This is a genomic window from Lacipirellula limnantheis (assembly GCF_007746075.1).
Classification (GTDB): domain Bacteria; phylum Planctomycetota; class Planctomycetia; order Pirellulales; family Lacipirellulaceae; genus Lacipirellula; species Lacipirellula limnantheis.
In genome coordinates, this window is record NZ_CP036339.1 from 1,228,876 (window position 1) to 1,247,582 (window position 18,707).

Below are 18,707 nucleotides of genomic sequence, written 5' to 3' on the forward strand. Positions count from 1 at the left end.
GACGATAAACGAGCACGCCTCGCGGACTGGTCGCTTCAGCGACCAGTCGAGCCCCGCGGTCGACCCTGCCTGTCAAGCACGATACGCCGGCGGCCGCTGCACCACCGGCGCCGCCGCGTCGAAGATCGCCCGCCGATCCCCGCCCCGCGGGGGATAAATCCGCTCGCCGTTGATCATTCGCTTCGTCGCTTTGGCCGCCGCTCCGACCGCGACGACGCGTCGCTCCCACCCTTCGGTGTAAACCGCCCCCAAAGATCCTAAATCGAGCACCGTCACATACCAGTCGATTGCCAGCGGCAGCATCGGCGCCCCCGACAAATCGCCCACGACGTTGTGCCCCGCGAACCGTCCCATCGGCCGCCCATGTTGGCATGACATCACCGACGCATGCTCGGGGTCGACCATGGCCGCCGCCGAGTCGCCCGCTGCGAAGACGTGCTCGATTCCCTTCACGCGCAGAAACTCGTCGACCGGCAGTCGGCCCCACCGATCGCGCTCAACGGGGAAGAGGGCCGTCAACGGATTGGCCCGCATCCCGGCGCACCAAACGACCGTCGCCGCGGCGAGCGTCTCTCCCGTCGTCAGCGTCGCACCCTGCGTGCTGAAGGACGCGACGCCCACCCCCACGCGGGTTTGTACCCCCAGCGCTTTCAGCGCCTCGGCAATCACCGGTTGAGCATCGGGCCCCATGTTCGAGCCGATGTGATCGCTGTGATCGGTGAGCGTCACCTCCCACTCGGACGCCAGTTCCGCCGTCAGTTCAATTCCCGTCAACCCAGCTCCCACCACAAGCACCCGCTTCCAACCATCACGCCCCTGCGGACTGGTCGCTGCAGCGACCAGTCGACCCAGGTGCGCACGCAACCTCATCGCCCCCCCATACGTGTCGACGTCGAACGCATACTCGGCAAATCCTGGGAGCGCCGGCCGCACCAGTTCGCTCCCCAGCGCCATCACCAACCGGTCGTACGGCAAAGAGACTTCGCCGCTGCCGTCGGCCACGCTCACGCACTGCCGCCGCAGATCAATGCTGCGGACCTCGCCTACGGCGAGCTCAACCCCAATCGGCTCCAGCACCTCGCTGAGCGGCACGCGCGTCGGCGCCAAGTTGGACTCGTAGTTTCGCACGCGAATCGAATGGAACGCATCGCGATTGACAAGCGTCACGCTCACGTCATCCGTGCCGATGCGTAACTCATCGAGCCGCCGCGACGCCCCCGCCGCACTCCACAGTCCGGCAAACCCGCCGCCGAGCACGACAATCCGTTGCTTTGCCATCGCCTTCACTCCTCCGCCCAGGCGCCGCGACCAACGGCGGCGGGCCCTAGCCTACTCGTCGCTGGGCGGCGGCGCGCTGCAGAAAAAAATGAAAACTTTACTCTCGAAATTGGCCACCTGATCTGCCATGTTCAAGCTGCTAACTGCGTTAGCCGGCGCTGTTTCGCATCCGCTTGCTTCAATCCTTACCGGCCATGCCTGTTCCACCGCCAATCGTCGCCGCCAACGCGCCGTTTTGTCCATCGGCGCTGGACAAAATGCTGCGCTCAGCCTTCACGTCCGAAGTTCAAGTGACGTCACCAGTTAGTCTCTCGAGCTAAGTGACAACTTGCCGTAAGGGCCGGGTTTTGTCAGCTGCAATCAACTTTTACCTCAGGACACTAGCCGCGGGTCAACAACTCGCTGGAGCGCTCCATCGCATGAAGCCCACTTATCTTTTACTCGCCCTGCTGACGGCGCTGGTCGGCTGCACCCCTGCCACCGTCGAACGCCCGGAACCGATCCGCCCCGTTAAAACGATGGTCGTCGCCGCCGGAGGCGACGTCCGCACCCGCATCTTCCCCGGCGTCGCTGAGGCGTCGCGCCGCGTCGAGCTGGCGTTCCAAGTCCCAGGACTGCTCGTGAAGCTCCCGGTCAAGGAAGGCGATCGCATCGCCAAGGGCGACGTGATCGCGGAGCTTCGTCAGGAAGAGTTTGCGGCGCGGCTGACCGCGCTCCAAGGCGAACTCGATCAAGCCCGCGCCGTCCTCCGTCGGCTCCAGTCGGGCGAACGCCCCGAGGAGACCCTCAGGCGCGAATCGAACGTCCGCGCCATGGAGGCGCGGATGGCGAACGCCCGCGCCGAGTTCGGTCGGTTCCAACAACTCATCCGCAACAGCGCCGTCTCCCGCTCACAGTATGAAGTCGCCGAGACGGCGTACCGCGTCGCTCAAGAGGAGTACCAAGCGGCGGTTCAACTGCTGGAGAAGGGAACCATCGGCCGCGAGGAAGACATCGACGCCCAGGCCGCCGTCGTCCGCGGTCTTGAGGGACGCGTCGTCGAAGCGGCGCTGCAACTGAGCGACACGACGCTCACCGCCCCCTACGACGGCGTGATCGCGCAGCGGTTCGTCGAAGAGGGGCAGAACGTCCAAGCGAAGCAACCAGTCGTCCGGTTCCAGGACGTCGACGAGATCGAGGTCGTGGTCGACGTTCCCGAGACGGTGATGGCGGCCGACATCCGCACGGCAGACGTCATCGACCTTGTGGCCGAGTTCAGCGGGGCGCCAGGATTGAGGTTCCCAGTCGAGATTCGCGAGATCGCCCAGATCGCCGACTCGACGACGCAGACGTTCAAGGTCCGCGCTGCGATGCAGGCCCCGACTGACGTGACGATCCTTCCCGGGATGACCGCGACCGTGACCGCTGACTTCCGGCGGGCAGGCGTCCTCGGCCAACAACTTCTCGTTCCAGTCTCGGCCGTCGTCAAAAAGGATTCGGGCGACCAGATCGTCTGGCTGATCGAGGGCGAGGGAGATGCGCAAAAGGTAGCGAAGCGAGCCGTGAAGCTTGGCGACGCCACCGGCGGCGACGTCGAGATCGTCGAGGGGCTCGCCCCTGGCGACCGGATCGCCATCGCGGGGGCGTCGCGTCTCCGCGACGGCATGCAGGTCCGCGACCTCGGCGACCAGCTCGGGGGGACGCGATGAACCTCGGTGAACTAACTGTTCGCAAGAACCGGATCGCGTTCGTCTCGATGGCCCTCATCGTCGTGGGGGGCCTCCTCGCCTACCAGCGGATGGGGCGGCTGGAGGATCCCGAGTTCACGATCAAAGAAGCGCTCGTCATCACCCCCTACCCCGGGGCGAGCGCTGAAGACGTGGCTCGCGAGGTTACCAACCCGATCGAAATCGCGGTCCAGCAGCTCGGTCAGCTCAAGCGGGTCGAGTCGGAGTCGTCGCGCGGCCGCTCGGTAGTGACCGTGGTGATCAAGGACGAGTTCGACAAACATTCGATTCCCCAGGTGTGGGACGAACTCCGCCGCAAGATCGCCGACGTGCAGCGGCAGCTCCCCCCGTCGGCCCGCGGCCAATCGATGGTCGTCGACGACTTCGGCGACGTCTACGGCATCTTCCTGGCGATCACCGGCGAGGGCTACTCGCAGCAGGAGCTCCGGCGGTACGCCGAATTCCTCCGCCGCGAGCTACTGCTGGCGACCGACGTGAAAAAGGTCGACCTCTTCAGCGAGCAGCAGGAACTGGTCTACCTGGAGATCTCGCGGCAGCGGCTCGCGCGGCTCGGACTAAACGAAGACGAGATCTACGCCCAGCTGCAGGCCCGCAACGTGGTGGCTGACGGCGGTCGCGTGCAGGTCGGCGACGAACACTTGCCGCTCGACCCGAAGGGAGGGTTCAACTCCGCGGACGAGATGCTGGAACTGGTCGTCGGCAACGACTCGCAAGGGCGGCAACTCGTCCTCCGCGACGTCGCGACGATCGAACGGGCCGACCGCGATCCGCCGCGGCGGATCTTGAAGTACGACGGCCAGGAAGCGATCGGCCTCGGGATCTCAACGATCCAGGGAGGCAACGTCGTCACCATGGGCCAGGCGGTCCGGCAGAAGCTCGACCAGCTGAAACGGAATCAACCGATCGGGATCGAGATCGAGGAGATCAACTTCCAGCCCGAGGCGGTCACCGCGGCGACCGGGGATTTTATCTTCAATCTGATCAAGGCGGTGAGCATTGTGATCATCGTCCTGATGTTCGCGATGGGGTTGAGAACCGGGCTGATCATCGGCGTCGTGCTCTTCCTCACCATCATGGCGACGTTCCTGGTGATGTACCTCGACGGCGACATCCTCATGGAGCGTATCTCGCTCGGCGCCCTGATCATTGCCCTCTGCATGCTGACCGACAACGCGATCATCATTATCGAGGGGATCAAGGTCGGCATCGAGGCGGGCCGCGGCAAGATGGAAGTCGTGCGCGAAGCAGTGGCCAACAATCAGTGGTCCCTCTTCGGAGCGACCGCGATCGCGGTGATCGCGTTCGCCGCGATCGGACTATCGAATGACAGCACGGGCGAGTACTGCAATTCGCTATTCTGGGTGATTGCCATCTCGCTGACGCTAAGTTGGATCTCGGCGATTACGATCACCCCGCTGCTGAGCAGCATGTTCTTTGCGCCGAAGCCGGTGGTGGAGGGGGTCAGCAAAGATCCCTATAGCGGGCCGATCTTTAGCGCGTATCGACGGCTGTTGGCGCTCTCGCTCCGCTGGCGCGGGACGGTGATCGTCCTCTCGATCGTTGCATTCATCGCCGCGCTCTACGGGTTCGGCTACGTTTCGCAGAGCTTCTTCCCGCCGGCGACGCGACCCCAGTTCATGGTCGACGTGTTCCTGCCGGCGGGGACGCACATTCGCACCACCGAATCGACCGCGACGGCAATTGAGGAGTTCATCCAGCGGCAGGAGGGGGTGAGCAATGTCACCACGTTCGTCGGCGGCGGCGGGCTGCGGTTCATGCTCGTCTACTCGCCGGAGCGCGAGAATCGGGCATTCGTGCAGTTCCTGGTCGATGTGAAGGACGCGAATGACATCGACCGGCTGATCGTTGACATTCAGCAGGAACTCGACGAGCGATTCCCCGACGCCAATGCCGTCGCCAAGAAATTTCTGCTCGGACCAGGGGCGGGCGGACGCATCCAAGCACGCTTCCAAGGCCCCGATCCCGCGGTGTTGCGACAATTGGCCGACCGGGCCGTGCGGGTCGTCGAAAATGACGGCGGCGCCATCGGCGTGCGGCACGACTGGCGCGAACGTGAGAAAGTGATCCGTCCGGACTTGTTCGAGCTGCAAGCTCGGCGCAACGGCATCACCCGCGTGGAAGTCGCCCAGGCGTTGGAAACCGGTTTCGAAGGTCGCACCGTTGGGTTCTTCCGAGAACCGGGCGCAGATCGCGGGATGTTCCCGCAGGAAACCCGCTTGCTGCCCATCGTCGCGCGCCCGCCGCTCGCGGAGCGGAACGACGTCGACGTGCTGCGGAGCATGCAGATCTGGAGTCCAGTGGCGGGGCGCATGATTCCGCTGAGCCAGGTCGTGTCTTCGGTTAACATCGGATGGGAAGACCCGGTCGTGATGCGTCGCGATCGCTTTCCGACAGTCACGGTCCACGCTGATCCGCGGTCTGGTTTGCCCAGCGAACTATTCAGCCGCGTACGGGCCGACGTCGAAAAGATCAAACTCCCGGCGGGCTACTCGCTGCAGTGGGGAGGCGAGTATGAGGATTCGCGCGACGCCCGGGCGGCGCTTGCGAAGTCAATTCCCGGAGCACTGGCGCTGATGGTGCTGATCGTCGTCTGCCTATTCAATTCGATCCGGACGACGCTGGTGATCTGGCTGATCGCGCCGCTGGCGATCATCGGCGTCACGGCGGGCTTGTTGCTCACCGGGATGCCGTTCGGGTTCATGGCGCTGCTGGGTGTGCTGGCCCTTGGCGGCGAGCAGATCAAGAACTCGATCGTCGTATTGAGTAAAATCTTCCAGGAGATCCAGGCTGGGACCGACCCGTATCAGGCGATTATCGAAGGGAGCGTCGCGAAGCTGCGGCCGGTGATGATGGTGGCGATCACCACGGTGCTTGGCATGATCCCGCTGACGCAAGATCCGTTCTTCGCGTCGATGGCGGTGGCGATTATGTTCGGCCTGTCGTTCGCCTGCGTACTGACGCTGCTTGTGGCGCCGGTGTTGTTTGCAGTCTTTTATGGGATCCGCGAACCGGCGCCGGCGGCCAAGAAGCGGCGACGATGAGCGGCTTAGCGGGCGCGCCGCGAAATGCGACGGACCGGGCCGGCGACGTAGCCAGGATTCTTCTCCATGGCGGCGATCGTGGCCTGGTTGCTATCCCGGCCGGTAACGACCACCCACAGCGGCGGGCCCCCTTGACCGGCGGCGGGGTAGAGCGTCACTTCCCACAGCGAGGTGACGCCGGCTTGGATCGACTGCATCGTGAGTTGCATCAACGCGATCTCGCGTTGCAACTCTTGATCCTGCTGCCGAGCGGCGGCGAGCGACCGGAGCAGGAAACCTTGGTCCTCCTCCTCCTCGTAGTTCTTCTTGCTGTGAGCCGCGAGCCACTCGTCCCATCCCGGTTGCAACAGTTTCAAATCAGCTTCGGAGAAGAGAAAGAACGGCACGGCGAACTCGTCGCCCTTGTCGTCCTCAATGACGACTCCCTGGACATGAAATACGTGCGGCTGGTCGCCTTGGTCGATCAACCACCGCCGCAGCGCACGCCCGCTGGTTTGGGGCAACCTTTTCTCGTGCGCGACGATCTGGGGGATGAGATTGCGATAGAACTCCGGAAGGTTGTTCATCAGCCGGTCGTTGACGAAGATTCGCCCGCGACGGCGATCGATGACCAGATCGCGGTCGGCGAAGTCGACGATCTCGCCCGTCAATTTTTGCCCGTCGCGAAGCGTCCACTCCTGCGGCGCGGCGAACGTCTTAGCCTTCGCATCCTTGGCCTCGGGCGAGTTGAGAAACTCGCGATCAGCGTCGGAGAGTTGGGCAATGGCTAGAGCGGCCAGTTCCTTGTCAGCCCGGCGCAGGATGACCGTCTCGTCGTCGAACGCGACCAAGTCGGCTTCGAGTTCGTACTCCCCCGACTTGTCGGCCCAGGAACGAGCGGCGACGGCGCCGACGAACAGCGACAGATGAATCGACAACGCGGCGGCGGCACTCAAGAAACGCACTGCAGGCTCCCGCTGGGGTGAACGCCAACTTCTAGAAGGAGTTTTATATTATGTTACTTCAAGCGGACGGTCGCGTCAGCAAGGGGGCGACGCCGGCCCTAAGCACCCGCCCGACGGGCGCAGGCGTTACTGTCGGTGTGACCGCGTTGAAATGAGCATTCCGCGGCACCCTTCTGAACGGGTTCTGCTCGGTCGGATGCTGCAGCGTGCAGCTACAATCCTATCGCTCTGAGGGCCCTCGTCGAATCTTGTGATTCCATGAGCAAACGCCGCCAGGCGGCCCTGCCTGTAGGGCGTGGGCTAGAGTTGATTAGCGATTGAGTAGCTTCCAACGGTCCTGCCGCAGCACGAATCGTCGCGCGGCTCGTTCGGGGGCGAATGTGTTTTATTGTCGCAGGCGGCTGGTCGCGATGCGGCGTGCTGATAACGAGCAACGTACCGAAGTTAGAGAAGATAGAACAGTTCCAACAAGCGGTTCTTCGCGCCGAGACCGGTGGTATGACAACCAATCAATTCAATGCTCTGGCCAAGGTCATCAACGTCGACGACCTGATGGAACGCTGCATGGGCAATTTGGATTTCGTCGAGAAGATCCTGACGATCTTCCAAACTCGCTGCGCAGCGGATCTCGCCGAGTTGGAAGCGGCGATCGAGGCCGTCGACCTTCCCAGAGTGCAGCAAATCGCGCATCGCCTCAAAGGCGCGTGTGCGAACGCTGGAGCGAACAATCTTAGCGAACGCGCGAGCGAATTGTGGACGGCCGCCAACAAGGGATTCACCGACGTGTTGGCGGGGCGGTGCGCGCAGTTCCGACAAGAATGGAATGAGTGCACGGCGATTCTGCTCGGCGACGAAGTATCCGTTTCGCAGGAAGCCATGGCGGCGTCTCGCTAGCTTCTCGCGGTTGCCGAGACTTAACTTCTCAGAGGTCCAACGATGCACGTTCTAGTAGTCGACGACGACGTCGTTTCCGCGGAGTTCCTCGCGAACACGTTGATCCACTTCGGCTACGAGGTGACTGTCGCCTCCAACGGTCGCGAGGCGTTTCATCTGGTCCGCTCGGGGAAATACTCGATGGTTATCTCCGACTGGGAGATGCCCGAGATGAACGGACCGGAACTTTGCCGCCAGATTCGCTGCCGCCAATGGAGCGGCTACATCTTCTTCATTCTGATCACTTCTTACGGAGCGGGACACGTCGTTGAGGGGTTGAAAGCAGGCGCGGACGACTTTCTGACGAAGCCGTTTCAGCCAAACGAGCTGCGCGTTCGCCTGCGCACGGGCGAGCGCATCCTGTCTTTGCAAAGCCGCGACGTGATGCTCTTCACGCTGGCGAAGCTCGCTGAGTCTCGCGATACGGACACCGGGCTTCATCTCGAACGGATTCGGGAGTATTGCCGAATTCTTTCGGAAGAACTCTCGACGTGGGACAAGTATCGCGACTTGATCGACGGCGACTACGTCCAATTGATGTATCTCACCAGTCCATTGCACGACATCGGCAAAGTCGGGATTCCTGACAGCGTGCTTCTGAAGCCGGGCCCTCTGACGAAGGAGGAGTTCGAGGTGATGAAGCGGCACGTAACTATTGGCGGCGAAACGTTGGCGGCCGCGACCAAGGCGCACCCCGACGCCAAATTCTTGTCGATGGCGCGCGACATCGCCTTCACGCATCACGAGCGATACGACGGCACCGGCTATCCGTTCGGCTTGCAAGGAAAGCAGATCCCACTTTGCGGTCGATTGACGGCGCTGTCAGACGTGTACGATGCGTTGCGGAGTCAGCGCGTGTACAAGCCCAAGTTCAGCCATGAGAAGGCCCGCCAGATCATTCTCGACGGCGTGGGAACGCAATTCGATCCCGACGTGGTCGAAGCCTTCCTCCGCCGGGAAGATGACGTGGTGAGGATCGCGGAGTCGCTGGACGGATCGGCGGCTGATTCTAACGCACAGGCCGAGGCCGCCGCCACTTCGCCCGAGCCTGTATTGGTCTGACGGCATGGAAGTTTTCGCAATCGGCACAGTCGGCGCCATCACGCCTCGACGGTGAGACTTTGTCGCGCAATTGGCTACGAGTGCAGTTCGTGGCTAGCCGATGCTTTCCGCTGAAGAACTGCATGGATTGCAGTTTAGGCGACGCCTGCCTTCCCCTGGCGGCAAAGGAGTGCCTGTGCGACGCTCGCGGCAAATCCTGCTTGGCACGGCACTGAGCTTGCTTGGCGTCGGCTCAGCCCTGGCCGACGGCATCATTCTTGACGGCGTCTCGGCGTACACGATCGGCCGCGGCGGCACCAATCTCGGTTTCGCCGACAACGGCTCCATCCTTCACGACAACCCCGCGGCGATGGGGCAGATCGAAAGCGATGGGATGTTCCAACTCGGCGCCACTGGATTGTGGACCGAGTTCCAATACTCCGATCCAGACAACGTCGACGTCGTCGGGCAGCATCAGTTCTACGTCCTGCCGGAAATCTCTTACATTCGCAAGATGTCGGAGCAGTGGGCGTTCGGCGCTGGCATCTTTTCGCCGGCGGGATTCGGGTCGATCTTCAACCTCAACGGCCCCGCCCCGTTTACCGGGCCACAACGATACAAGTCGTTTGGTTCGCTGTCGAAGCTGTTGTTCGGCGCTTCGTACACGCCGGACGATCGATTGTCGTTCGGGGCTACGATCGGCCCCGCGCTGTCGTTTGCGAATTTCGAGGGTCCTTACACGTTGCAGGGGCCCGGCTTCCCTGGCTTGCCAACGCTGCTCGACATGGAGGTCGATGGCTTCGCGCTCGTCTGGTCGGCGGGGGTGCAGTACCAGCTGACTGACAGCACATCGATCGGCGCCGCGTATCAGAGTCGCAGCAAGATTCAGGCGACCGGCACGACCAGCGTCGACACTCCGCTGGGGTCGAGTAGCTACGACACCGACGCAACAATCACTTGGCCGCAGTCGGTTGGCGTCGGCGTGCGGCAGCAATTGACGTCGCGGCAGGTGGTGTCGATGGACGTCATCTGGTTCGACTGGTCGGCGGCGTTTGACAGTTTCGACATCACGCTGACGAACCCGTCGAATCAGGCGTTTCCTGACTTAGTCGAGCAGTTTCCGCTGAATTGGCGCGACACCGTCTCAACCCGGCTGGGGTACGAGTATCACTTCGATGGCGGACAAGTCATTCGCGCCGGATACGTTTACCATCGGAATCCGAGCCCCGCGAACACGATGACGGTCTTCATTCCGGCCGCATTGGAGCAAGCGGCGTCGCTGGGGTACGGTTGGATGTGGCGCGAGTGGAACATCAATCTCGCTTACATGTACTCGTTCGGTTCGCATGTTTACGAAGACGACAGCGCACTGATCGGCGGCGACTACGATAACAGCGAGCACTACGACCAGACGCATGCCGCGTCCATCAGCTTCACGAAGCTGTTGGGGCCGAAGCAAGGCTGCGGATGCAGTGTGCCGGTGCGCTAGCGAGGCTGCCGCGGCATATCGGCGAGATGCTGGACGTCGACGTTGATCGGGGCAACAACAACCTTGCCATTGGTATGTCCACGGGCATGGCCGTTCGCGGCAAAGTGGGGCGTCGCGGCGCCTGCCTTCGCGGCGTCGAAACGCGCCGCTTGATACGTTGCAGGAGCACTTTCGCCGATGGCTGACGTTTTGCCGGCCAAGCAGAACTGGTAGACGGCGTATACCGGGTCGTCCTTCTCAGGCAGGTAGAAGTCTGATCGTACCGCCTCGACGCAGCGGAGGCCGGCCGATCGCAAGAACTCGTCAGCGTCGTCGACGCCGAACGTGAACGGTTCGCCAAGAACCCGCATGCCGCGCATGAACTGCTGGATCGCGCTCGGGAATCGCTCGGGCGCTTCGACCGGTTCCCGGTCGACAAGATCGAGCCAGAGCAGGCTGTCCGGATGCTGCAGCAGCGGCTGCATGCCTTCGAGAATCGCGAGGACTTCTTCCTCGCTGAAGTACATGCTCATTCCTTCCCAGGCGAGGAAGATCGGCTGATCCAAGTCGACTTTGTCGGCAAGTACGTCGGCGAGGGACATGGTGCGCAGATCGATCGGAACCTCAATGCGAGCGACGCCGGGGCGCTCCGTCACTTCTTGTTGCGCGAGCCGGCGACGCCGTTCCTCAAGCGTCGTGGGAAAGTCGAGTTCGTAGAGCGTGGTTCCTGCGGGCAGGTTGAGTCGGAAGGCGCGCATGTCCCAGCCGACGCCGACGTTGACGATCTGCCGGCCGCCGGCGCGGACGAAGCTGCGCAGTGCATCGTCGAGATGGCGGGTGCGGGCCGCCACCATGCCGCCTAGTTGCGGCGTGCGATCGCAAAAGCGATTGGCAATCGCGACGCCATGTTGTCCAGCCATGTGATATGCGTACGGATCGTCGAAGAGCTTGCCAGTCTCTCTCGCGCGAACGCCGGCAATCATTTCGGCCGACGATGTGAGCTTCAGTTGGTATAGGGTGTTGACGCGTTCGGTGGAGATGCCTTCGGCGCGCAGCTTGTCGGACTGCCGCGCGAAGTACGTCGCCGTCGCTTCGGCGACTGGAACATCGCCGTTGCGGAACTCGATGTTGATTGTTTCGACGACGGTCTTCCCCTCGAAGAATCGCTTCTGGATGCGTTCATGCACGTCGGGATCGATCTTCGCCGTGACGGTCAAGTCGGCCACGCTCGGCCGCAAGAATTTGATCTCGACCTTCAGGAGCCACATCGACACCGAATAGCGCGACGCGACCGGGTGAACGCCCAACACGGGCCAACCGGTAAGCAGCGACGTCAGCGCGACGCCGCCGGTATAGTCGGCGGCCAGCACAAGCAATGCCGCCTGATGCGTGAAGTGCTGGTTGGTCGACTGGGCGTTGAGCGGCAGCATCGTCTCCGCGCCGCCAAGATCGACTTCCTTGATCTCCCACTGGACGAACTCGAGGACCGGGACTTGCTCCCGCAGGAGCTTGGTGAACTCGACTGGCTCTAATCGAGTGGCCCGGTCCTGGTCCCAGGTGACGTCAAACAGCTTTGTCTCGTGGGCAGCGTCAAAGCGGAGTTTCTGCATCGTTTTCTCCATGCGCAGCAACACGCTGCCGAGGCCTAAGTGCCCAGCATACGAGACTGCTAACGCCAAACGGAACAGTCAATTGTCCGATGGAATGATATGACAACCAAGGTGCGGAACTGGTTGTGCGATAACTCGCGGAGCTTCGAAGCGATAGACGGCGACGCCAAGGCGGACGCCAGCATCAAAATCTCTTTCGATCCTCATAACTTTTGCAGTACGCAATGTGTCAAAAGAGAGAGCTTCGTGCGGAAACCCTAGTCAAAGCACGAGGGCTATTTTTGACAGGGGGCGCGATCAACGCAACTTCTATTGTTGCATTTTCGCAACATTGCCGATTGTCGCATCGCGCCAAGTCGTACGACCGATGCGCGCCGCATAATCGGCGCCTCTTGCCGCGCGGGTACAAGGTATGGTTATGCGCGAGCAATTCTAACGGTCGCGATCCGGTTCCATCGAACAAGGCGCGCGCGGCCGGACTCGCGCCGACCGTCGGTCGGTGGGACAAGTGTTAACCGCGTTCCAACTTTCAACTTGTGACGATGCCAAGACCGACCGTTGCACCTTCTGAACTCGACTCCGTCGCAGGCGTCGAGCGCTTGGTGGCGAAGCGATTTGCGCTGGGCAGATGCTTGGGACATCGACAAGGCGCCGACATTCACATGGCGTTGGATGCCGAAAGTTCCGACACTGTCGTGCTCAAGTCGGTTCCGGCGGAGGGGTTCACGCCCGGCGCGCTCATGCGGCTGGAGTACGAGGCGTCGCTTCTGCTTCAATTGCAAAGCGAATGGCTATCGCCGCTCGTCGATTTTGGTCGGGACGGCGCGCAGATCTATGTGGCCTGGAAGTATTTTCCCGGCGTGCCCCTTGAGATCCGGTTGCGCGACGGCGCCCTGCGGCTGGATGAAACGATCGTCGTTGCCCGCTCGCTGCTGTCGGCCCTTCGCGACCTGCATGCCTGTCAGGTGTTGCACCGGAGCGTCCGCCCCGCCAACCTCATCCTCGATCCGCGAGACTCCCTAACGCGCGCCATCCTCGTCGACTTCGGCCCGACGCGGGCGATCGAGCCCGATGCGCCTCTCAACCGGCAGCCGCTCGACGTGGCGCTTTACGCGTCACCCGAACAGGCAGGTTCGATTGATCACGACGTTACCGCCGCGTCCGACCTTTACTCGGCCGGCGTGGTGCTCTTCCATTGCCTCACTGGGAGACCGCCCTTTCAGGGAAGTTCGGTCGGGGCGATTTTGTTTGAGCACATGACGCTGCCGGTGCCGCCCATGAGCGTGCCCGGCGAGGGGCGAGGCAGCGTGCCGCGCGCGCTGGAAGAGCTCGTCGAACGCTTGCTGCGCAAAGATCCGCGCGACCGCTATCAGGCGGCCGAAGCGGCGCTAGCCGACCTGGAGGCGATCGCCGAAGCGCTCGCCCAGGGTGAGACGGATCCAAGCATCGTCATTGGCGCCAGCGACAAGCGGATCACGCTCACCGAGCCGGCGTTCGTCGCCCGCGCGCAGCAGGTCGCGACCCTCGACTTACAAGTGGAACGCGCGATCGCGGGGCGGGGAACGGTCGCGCGCGTGGAAGGCGAGTCCGGTGCGGGAAAGTCGCGGCTGCTGGCCGAGACGTTACGCCGCGCGGCGCGTCGCGGCTGCTGGGTCTTGCGCGGCCAGGGGACGAGCGAGGTTGCACAGCGCCCTTTCAATCTGCTCGATGGCATCGTCGATGGCTACCTAGCCGCCATTCAGGCGCGACCTGAGCTAGCGGCCCACGTGCGAGAGCAACTTGGCGGCTATTGCAGCGCCGTCGCCGCCGCGCTTCCCGCGCTTGCGCCGTCGCTGCAGATCGAGAATGCCGTTCACTCAGCGCCAGAAGAGACCGGCGAAGCCCGCACCATTCAAGCGCTAGCTAACTTCCTTGACGCACTCGGGTCAGCCGACTGCCCGGCGCTGATCCTGCTCGACGACTGCCAGTGGGCGGACGAACTGACGTATAAACTGATCCGTCGCTGGAACACCGACGGTGAAATTCATGCCGAGACGCGTCGGCATGTGCTGTTGGTGGTCGCCTTTCGCGCTGAGGAAGTGGCCGAAGATCATCTCCTGCGCAAGTTTTCAGCGGGCGCCGACCTGAAGCTCCCGCCGCTCAGTCACGACGAAGTCCGGCAACTGATAGAGTCGATGGCTGGGGCGCTCCCCGAGGAGGCCGTCGACGCCGTGACCCGGCTGGCCGAGGGTAGTCCGTTTATGGCCTCAGCCGTCTTGCGCGGCCTGGTGGAGTGCGGCGCGCTGACGCCTGGGGGCGATGGCTGGGTGGTCGACGCCGAGGCGATGGCTGACGCCGGTTCGTCAAGCCGGGCCGCATCGTTTTTGACTCGCCGGCTCGATTTGTTGCCGCCAGAGACCATCGAGTTCCTGTCCGCCGGCGCCGTCTTGGGCAAGCAGTTTGAACTCGAGATGGCCGCCGAGCTGAGCGAAATGACGCCTGCCGACGCCATCACGGCGCTCAATGAAGCGCGGCAGCGTCAACTGGTGTGGATTCGCCCCGACGGCGCGCAATGCGTCTACATCCACGATAAGATTCGCACGGCCTTGCTGGAGCGACTGCCAACCGCGCAACGCCAACAGCGACACGAGCGGGCTGCCCGCTACCTGCTAGCGCATTCGCCAGAGCGATTCTCGGACTTGGCGTACCACTTTGACGCCGCCGGCGATGCGGCTGCCGCGCTGCCTTACGCGCTGCTCGCCGCGGATCAGGCTCGGTCGCAGTACGCCCTCGAAGTTGCCGAGCAGCAATATCGCATCGCTCTTCGAGGCGCGCAGAGCGACGGCGCCCGCTTTAATATCGTCGAAGGACTTGGCGAGGTGCTGATGCTGCGCGGGCGCTATGCGCAGGCGGGTGAATTCTTCGAGTCGGCCGCGGCGCTCGCGAACAACGGTCTCGCGCGGGCCAAGATTCGCAGCAAACTGGGCGAGCTGTCATTCAAGCGCGGCGATATGGGGGCCGCCATCGCCGACTTCGAACAGTCGCTGCGGTTGCTTGGCCGGTATGTTCCGCGAAAAAGCTGGATTACGTGCTTGCTGCTCGTCTGGGAAGGGGCGGTGCAGGCGCTCCACACCTTATTTCCAGGGCTGTTTCTCCATCGGATCAAGCGGCAACCGGACGATGCCGAGCGCCTCTCGTTACGCCAATTGAGCAACCTGGCCCACGGCTATTGGTACTCGCGCAACATGAAGATGGTCCTCTGGGCTCATCTGCGCAATATCAACCTGGGCGAGCGGCTGCTGCCGAGCAGCGAACTGGCCCAGGCCTACTCGGAACATGCCCCAGCCATGACGCTGGTCGGCTTCTTTAGTCGCGGCGTGACGTACGCGCAGAAATCGCTCGACCTGCGCAAGGAGCTTGGCGACCTCTGGGGCCAGGGGCAGTCGCTGGTGTTCTACGGCATTACATTGTTCGCCGCGTCGCGTTTCGACGAGTGCATCGAAAAATGTCGGATGGCGATCCGCATTCTCGAACGCATGGGCGACTACTGGCAAATCCACATGGCCCGCTACCAGATTGCCGGTTCGCTGTACTATCTAGGCGATTTGCGGGGAGCCGTGCACGAAGCGCAACTCAACCATAAGTCGGGGCTGGAGACCGGCGACGAACAGGCGTCGGGCATTATTCTCGACGTCTGGAGCCGCGCCTCCTCTGGCGCGGTCCCGCGGCATGTGATCGAACCTGAACTGACGCGTCCCCGGACCGACGCTCAGGGGACTTGCGAATTACTGCTTGCCGAAGGAGTCTGCCGGCTTGCTGCCGACAACGTGCAAGGCGCGGTCGAAGCATTCGAGCAAGCGGTGTTCGTCGCCGCCGACGTCGGCGTGAAGAACGCGTACACCTTGCCGGCGCTGGCTTGGGCGGCGACCAGTCACCGGGTGCTCGCTGAAAACCTACGCGAGCACACGCCGCGGCGTCGCGTCGACGTACTGCAAAAGGGCGCCCGCTACGCCCGCCGAGCGATCCGCGCCCGATTTCTTTGCAGCAATGACCTGCCGCAAGCATTGCGCGAGTACGCGATGATCTTGGCGATGCAAGGACGATTACGGAAGTCGCGCAACGTATTCGCGTGGGCGATTCGCGCGGCGACGAGGCTAAAGGAGCGGCAAGAACTGGCCAAGTCGCTGCTTGCGGCGGGCGAGATCGGCCGCGAGGCGGGTTGGTCGGAAGCAGCGCACCAGATCAAACAAGGCGAGGCGCTGTTGGCCGAACTGGCGGCGTCCGGTGACGCCCTGGAGGCCGACGCCAAAGGAGATCGCGAAACAGTCAATCTGTCGCTGGTCGATCGGTTCGATAACGTCCTCGACTCCGGTCGCAAGATTGCGTCGGGGCTCGCTGCCGAGACGATTCACGAGGCGGCGCGCAGCGCTGCACTCCGGTTGCTACGGGGAGAGCGCTGCTTCGTTATTCCGCTGGACCCTGTGGATCAGACGGGCGACCTTGCGGGCGTGCCGACCACCCACGCTGCTGCCTGCCAGCGAGCCATTGACCGCGCCTTGCGGGCGCGGCGCGCGTTGGCGCTTGTCGACGACGCGAATGACAGCTCGGCCGCCGAAGGGGGTGAACGGTCGGTGCTCTGCGTACCGATTTACGTCCGCGGCCGCGCCGTGGCGTGCTTGTACGTGACGCACGAACAGGTCCGCGGCCTTTTTGGTCCTGACGAAGAGCGGTTGGCCGATTTCGTTGCCACGATTGCCGGCGCCGCCCTGGAAAACGCCGAAGGCTTCGCTGAATTGCAACAACTCAATGCAAGCCTGGAGCAACGCGTCGCGGAACGGACCGCCGCCGCCGCCGAATCGCGCGCCCGCGAGTTGGCGATCTCCAACAACGAACTGGAACGGACCGCCAATGAGCTGCGGCAGGCCGAAGAAGAGCTGCGCAGCGCGAAACTTGCCGCTGAATCGGCCAATCAAGCGAAGAGCCGCTTCCTCGCCACGATGAGCCACGAGATTCGCACGCCCATGAATGGCGTGCTGGGCATGACGGAGTTGGTGCTTCACACTCCGCTCAGCGAACAGCAGCGCAATTACGTTGGCGTCGTGAAGGACTCGGCAAATGCGCTGCTCACGCTGCTGAACGACATCCTCGATCTGTCAAAGATTGAAGCAGGCCGGATGGAGCTAGAGAGCATCCCGCTTAACCTGCGTGAAACAGTCTCCGAAGCGACGCGCTTGCTGGGCGTGGCCGCGACGGGCAAAGGGCTTGAACTGCTCTGCCGCGTCGTGCCCGACGTTCCCCAGAATCTGCTGGGCGACCCGAGCCGCCTGAGGCAGATCGTGGTCAACCTCGTCAGCAACGCCGTCAAGTTCACCGCGGAAGGCGAGGTCTGCGTTGACGTGTCGCTTGCTGCTCGCGACGGCGATCGCGCGGTCATCCGCTTGGCGGTGCAGGATACGGGCATTGGGATTGCGAAGGATAAGATTGACGCCGTCTTCGAGGCATTTCGCCAGTCGGATAGCTCGACGACGCGCCGTTACGGCGGGACGGGCTTAGGGCTATCGATTTCGATGCAACTAGTGCAATTGATGGAGGGCCGGATCTGGCTGGAGAGCGAGATCAACGTCGGCAGCACGTTCCATTGCGAGATTCCCTTCCTGCTCGATGGCGAGGCCGTTGCGGAGCAATCGGAGCAGGCGACAAAGCCGACGCGCGCCTGGCTGATCGGCGGCAACGCTCATGCCGCTACTGTGTACGCAGAGATGCTCGCGCAGTGCAACGTCGAACCGACGATCATCAACTCCGCCGATGAGCTTCCTGCCGGATCGCCCCGGTTGGCCGTGATCGACCTCGCGGCGGCGGGACAAATCCAATGGATTGCCGCGGAACAACTTGCGGGGCTACCAGCCAGCATTCGACCGGCAATGATCATGCTGATCCCTGCCGGTCAAGTCGACGCCGCGGAACGCTGCCGCAACCTCGGCATCTCTCAGGTCTTGATCAAGCCAGCCAAGCTTTCAGAACTGCGCGCGGCCGTGCGCTCGGCGCTCGGCGCCGGCGACCAAGGGCCAGCATCGGCGGCGACTCCTGCCAGCTTAGCCGAACAACGACCGTTGCGCATCCTGGTGGCCGACGATAGTCCCGTGAACCAAGAAGTCGCGCGCGGATTGCTGGAGCTGTGCGGCCATCAGGTGACGTTGGCCGACGATGGGCGACAGGCAGTTGAACTATTTGGGCAGCACGAGTTTGATCTCGTGTTAATGGACATCGAGATGCCGGAACTCGATGGGCTGGCCGCGGCGCGTCGGGTGCGAGAGCTCGAAGCTGAACGCGACGTCGAGCGGACGCCCATCATTGCGCTATCAGCGCATGCCCTCGTCGGCTTCTCGGCCGAATGCCAGGAAGCAGGCATGGACGGCTACCTTGCCAAGCCGATTCGTCCCGACGAGCTCTTCGCGCTCACGCGCTCTCTGGCCGCACAGCCTGACGCACAGGCGATCTTGATGAAATCTTGACGCGGCCTCGGCTACTCTTGACGCGCGCTTGACGCGTTCCCCACGATACTTGGGAACGCGAGCGAGACTGTTGTTCGTCGCCGCCAATCTCGGGAAGCGCGTAACATGAATGATTTGTCGATGGTCGCGGTCGTCGCTGCATGCGCGGCGTTG

General features: G+C 62.9%; 9 protein-coding genes. 6 read left to right on the top strand and 3 right to left on the bottom strand.

All coding sequences use genetic code 11. From position 1 onward, the window contains the following. Positions 1-72: 72 nt before the first annotated feature. Positions 73-1,278 (bottom strand): NAD(P)/FAD-dependent oxidoreductase, encoded by a 1,206-nt coding sequence (locus tag I41_RS04700; RefSeq protein ID WP_145431381.1) that lies wholly within the window; start codon positions 1,276-1,278, stop codon positions 73-75. A gap of 419 nt (positions 1,279-1,697) precedes the next feature. Here I41_RS04700 and I41_RS04705 point away from each other — a divergent pair, with 419 nt between their 5' ends. Together I41_RS04705 and I41_RS04710 are read left to right on the top strand one after the other, a co-directional pair. Continuing rightward, complete coding sequence (locus I41_RS04705) at positions 1,698-2,966, top strand: efflux RND transporter periplasmic adaptor subunit (RefSeq protein ID WP_145431383.1); 1,269 nt, start codon at positions 1,698-1,700, stop codon at positions 2,964-2,966. Continuing rightward, positions 2,963-6,067, top strand: coding sequence for an efflux RND transporter permease subunit (locus I41_RS04710; protein WP_145431384.1), 3,105 nt, complete (start codon positions 2,963-2,965; stop codon positions 6,065-6,067). The genes I41_RS04705 and I41_RS04710 overlap by 4 nt, the downstream gene beginning before the upstream one ends. A 5-nt stretch (positions 6,068-6,072) precedes the next feature. On the opposite strand, the gene I41_RS04715 is transcribed toward I41_RS04710, so the two are convergent. Further along, positions 6,073-7,011 (bottom strand): SHD1 domain-containing protein, encoded by a 939-nt coding sequence (locus tag I41_RS04715; RefSeq protein ID WP_145431387.1) that lies wholly within the window; start codon positions 7,009-7,011, stop codon positions 6,073-6,075. Between the two features lie 498 nt (positions 7,012-7,509). Between I41_RS04715 and I41_RS04720 the strand changes: the two genes are divergently transcribed. The 3 genes from I41_RS04720 (at position 7,510) to I41_RS04730 (ending at position 10,474) form a co-directional block, all read left to right on the top strand. Next, a complete protein-coding gene (locus I41_RS04720; protein WP_168206694.1) occupies positions 7,510-7,905 on the top strand; it encodes an Hpt domain-containing protein in 396 nt (131 codons plus the stop codon). A 42-nt stretch (positions 7,906-7,947) separates the two neighbouring features. Next, complete coding sequence (locus I41_RS04725; RefSeq protein ID WP_145431391.1) at positions 7,948-9,006, top strand: response regulator; 1,059 nt, start codon at positions 7,948-7,950, stop codon at positions 9,004-9,006. A 100-nt stretch (positions 9,007-9,106) separates the two neighbouring features. Continuing rightward, the gene (locus I41_RS04730) at positions 9,107-10,474 is read left to right on the top strand and encodes an OmpP1/FadL family transporter (protein WP_145431393.1); all 1,368 of its coding nucleotides are present in this window, start codon (positions 9,107-9,109) and stop codon (positions 10,472-10,474) included. On the opposite strand, the gene I41_RS04735 is transcribed toward I41_RS04730, so the two are convergent. Then, a complete protein-coding gene (locus tag I41_RS04735; protein ID WP_168206695.1) occupies positions 10,471-12,063 on the bottom strand; it encodes an SAM-dependent methyltransferase in 1,593 nt (530 codons plus the stop codon). The genes I41_RS04730 and I41_RS04735 overlap by 4 nt on opposite strands. Positions 12,064-12,605: 542 nt before the next feature. On the opposite strand from I41_RS04735, the gene I41_RS04740 reads away from it, so the two are divergent. Continuing rightward, the gene (locus I41_RS04740) at positions 12,606-18,554 is read left to right on the top strand and encodes an ATP-binding protein (RefSeq protein ID WP_145431397.1); all 5,949 of its coding nucleotides are present in this window, start codon (positions 12,606-12,608) and stop codon (positions 18,552-18,554) included. Positions 18,555-18,707: the final 153 nt, after the last annotated feature.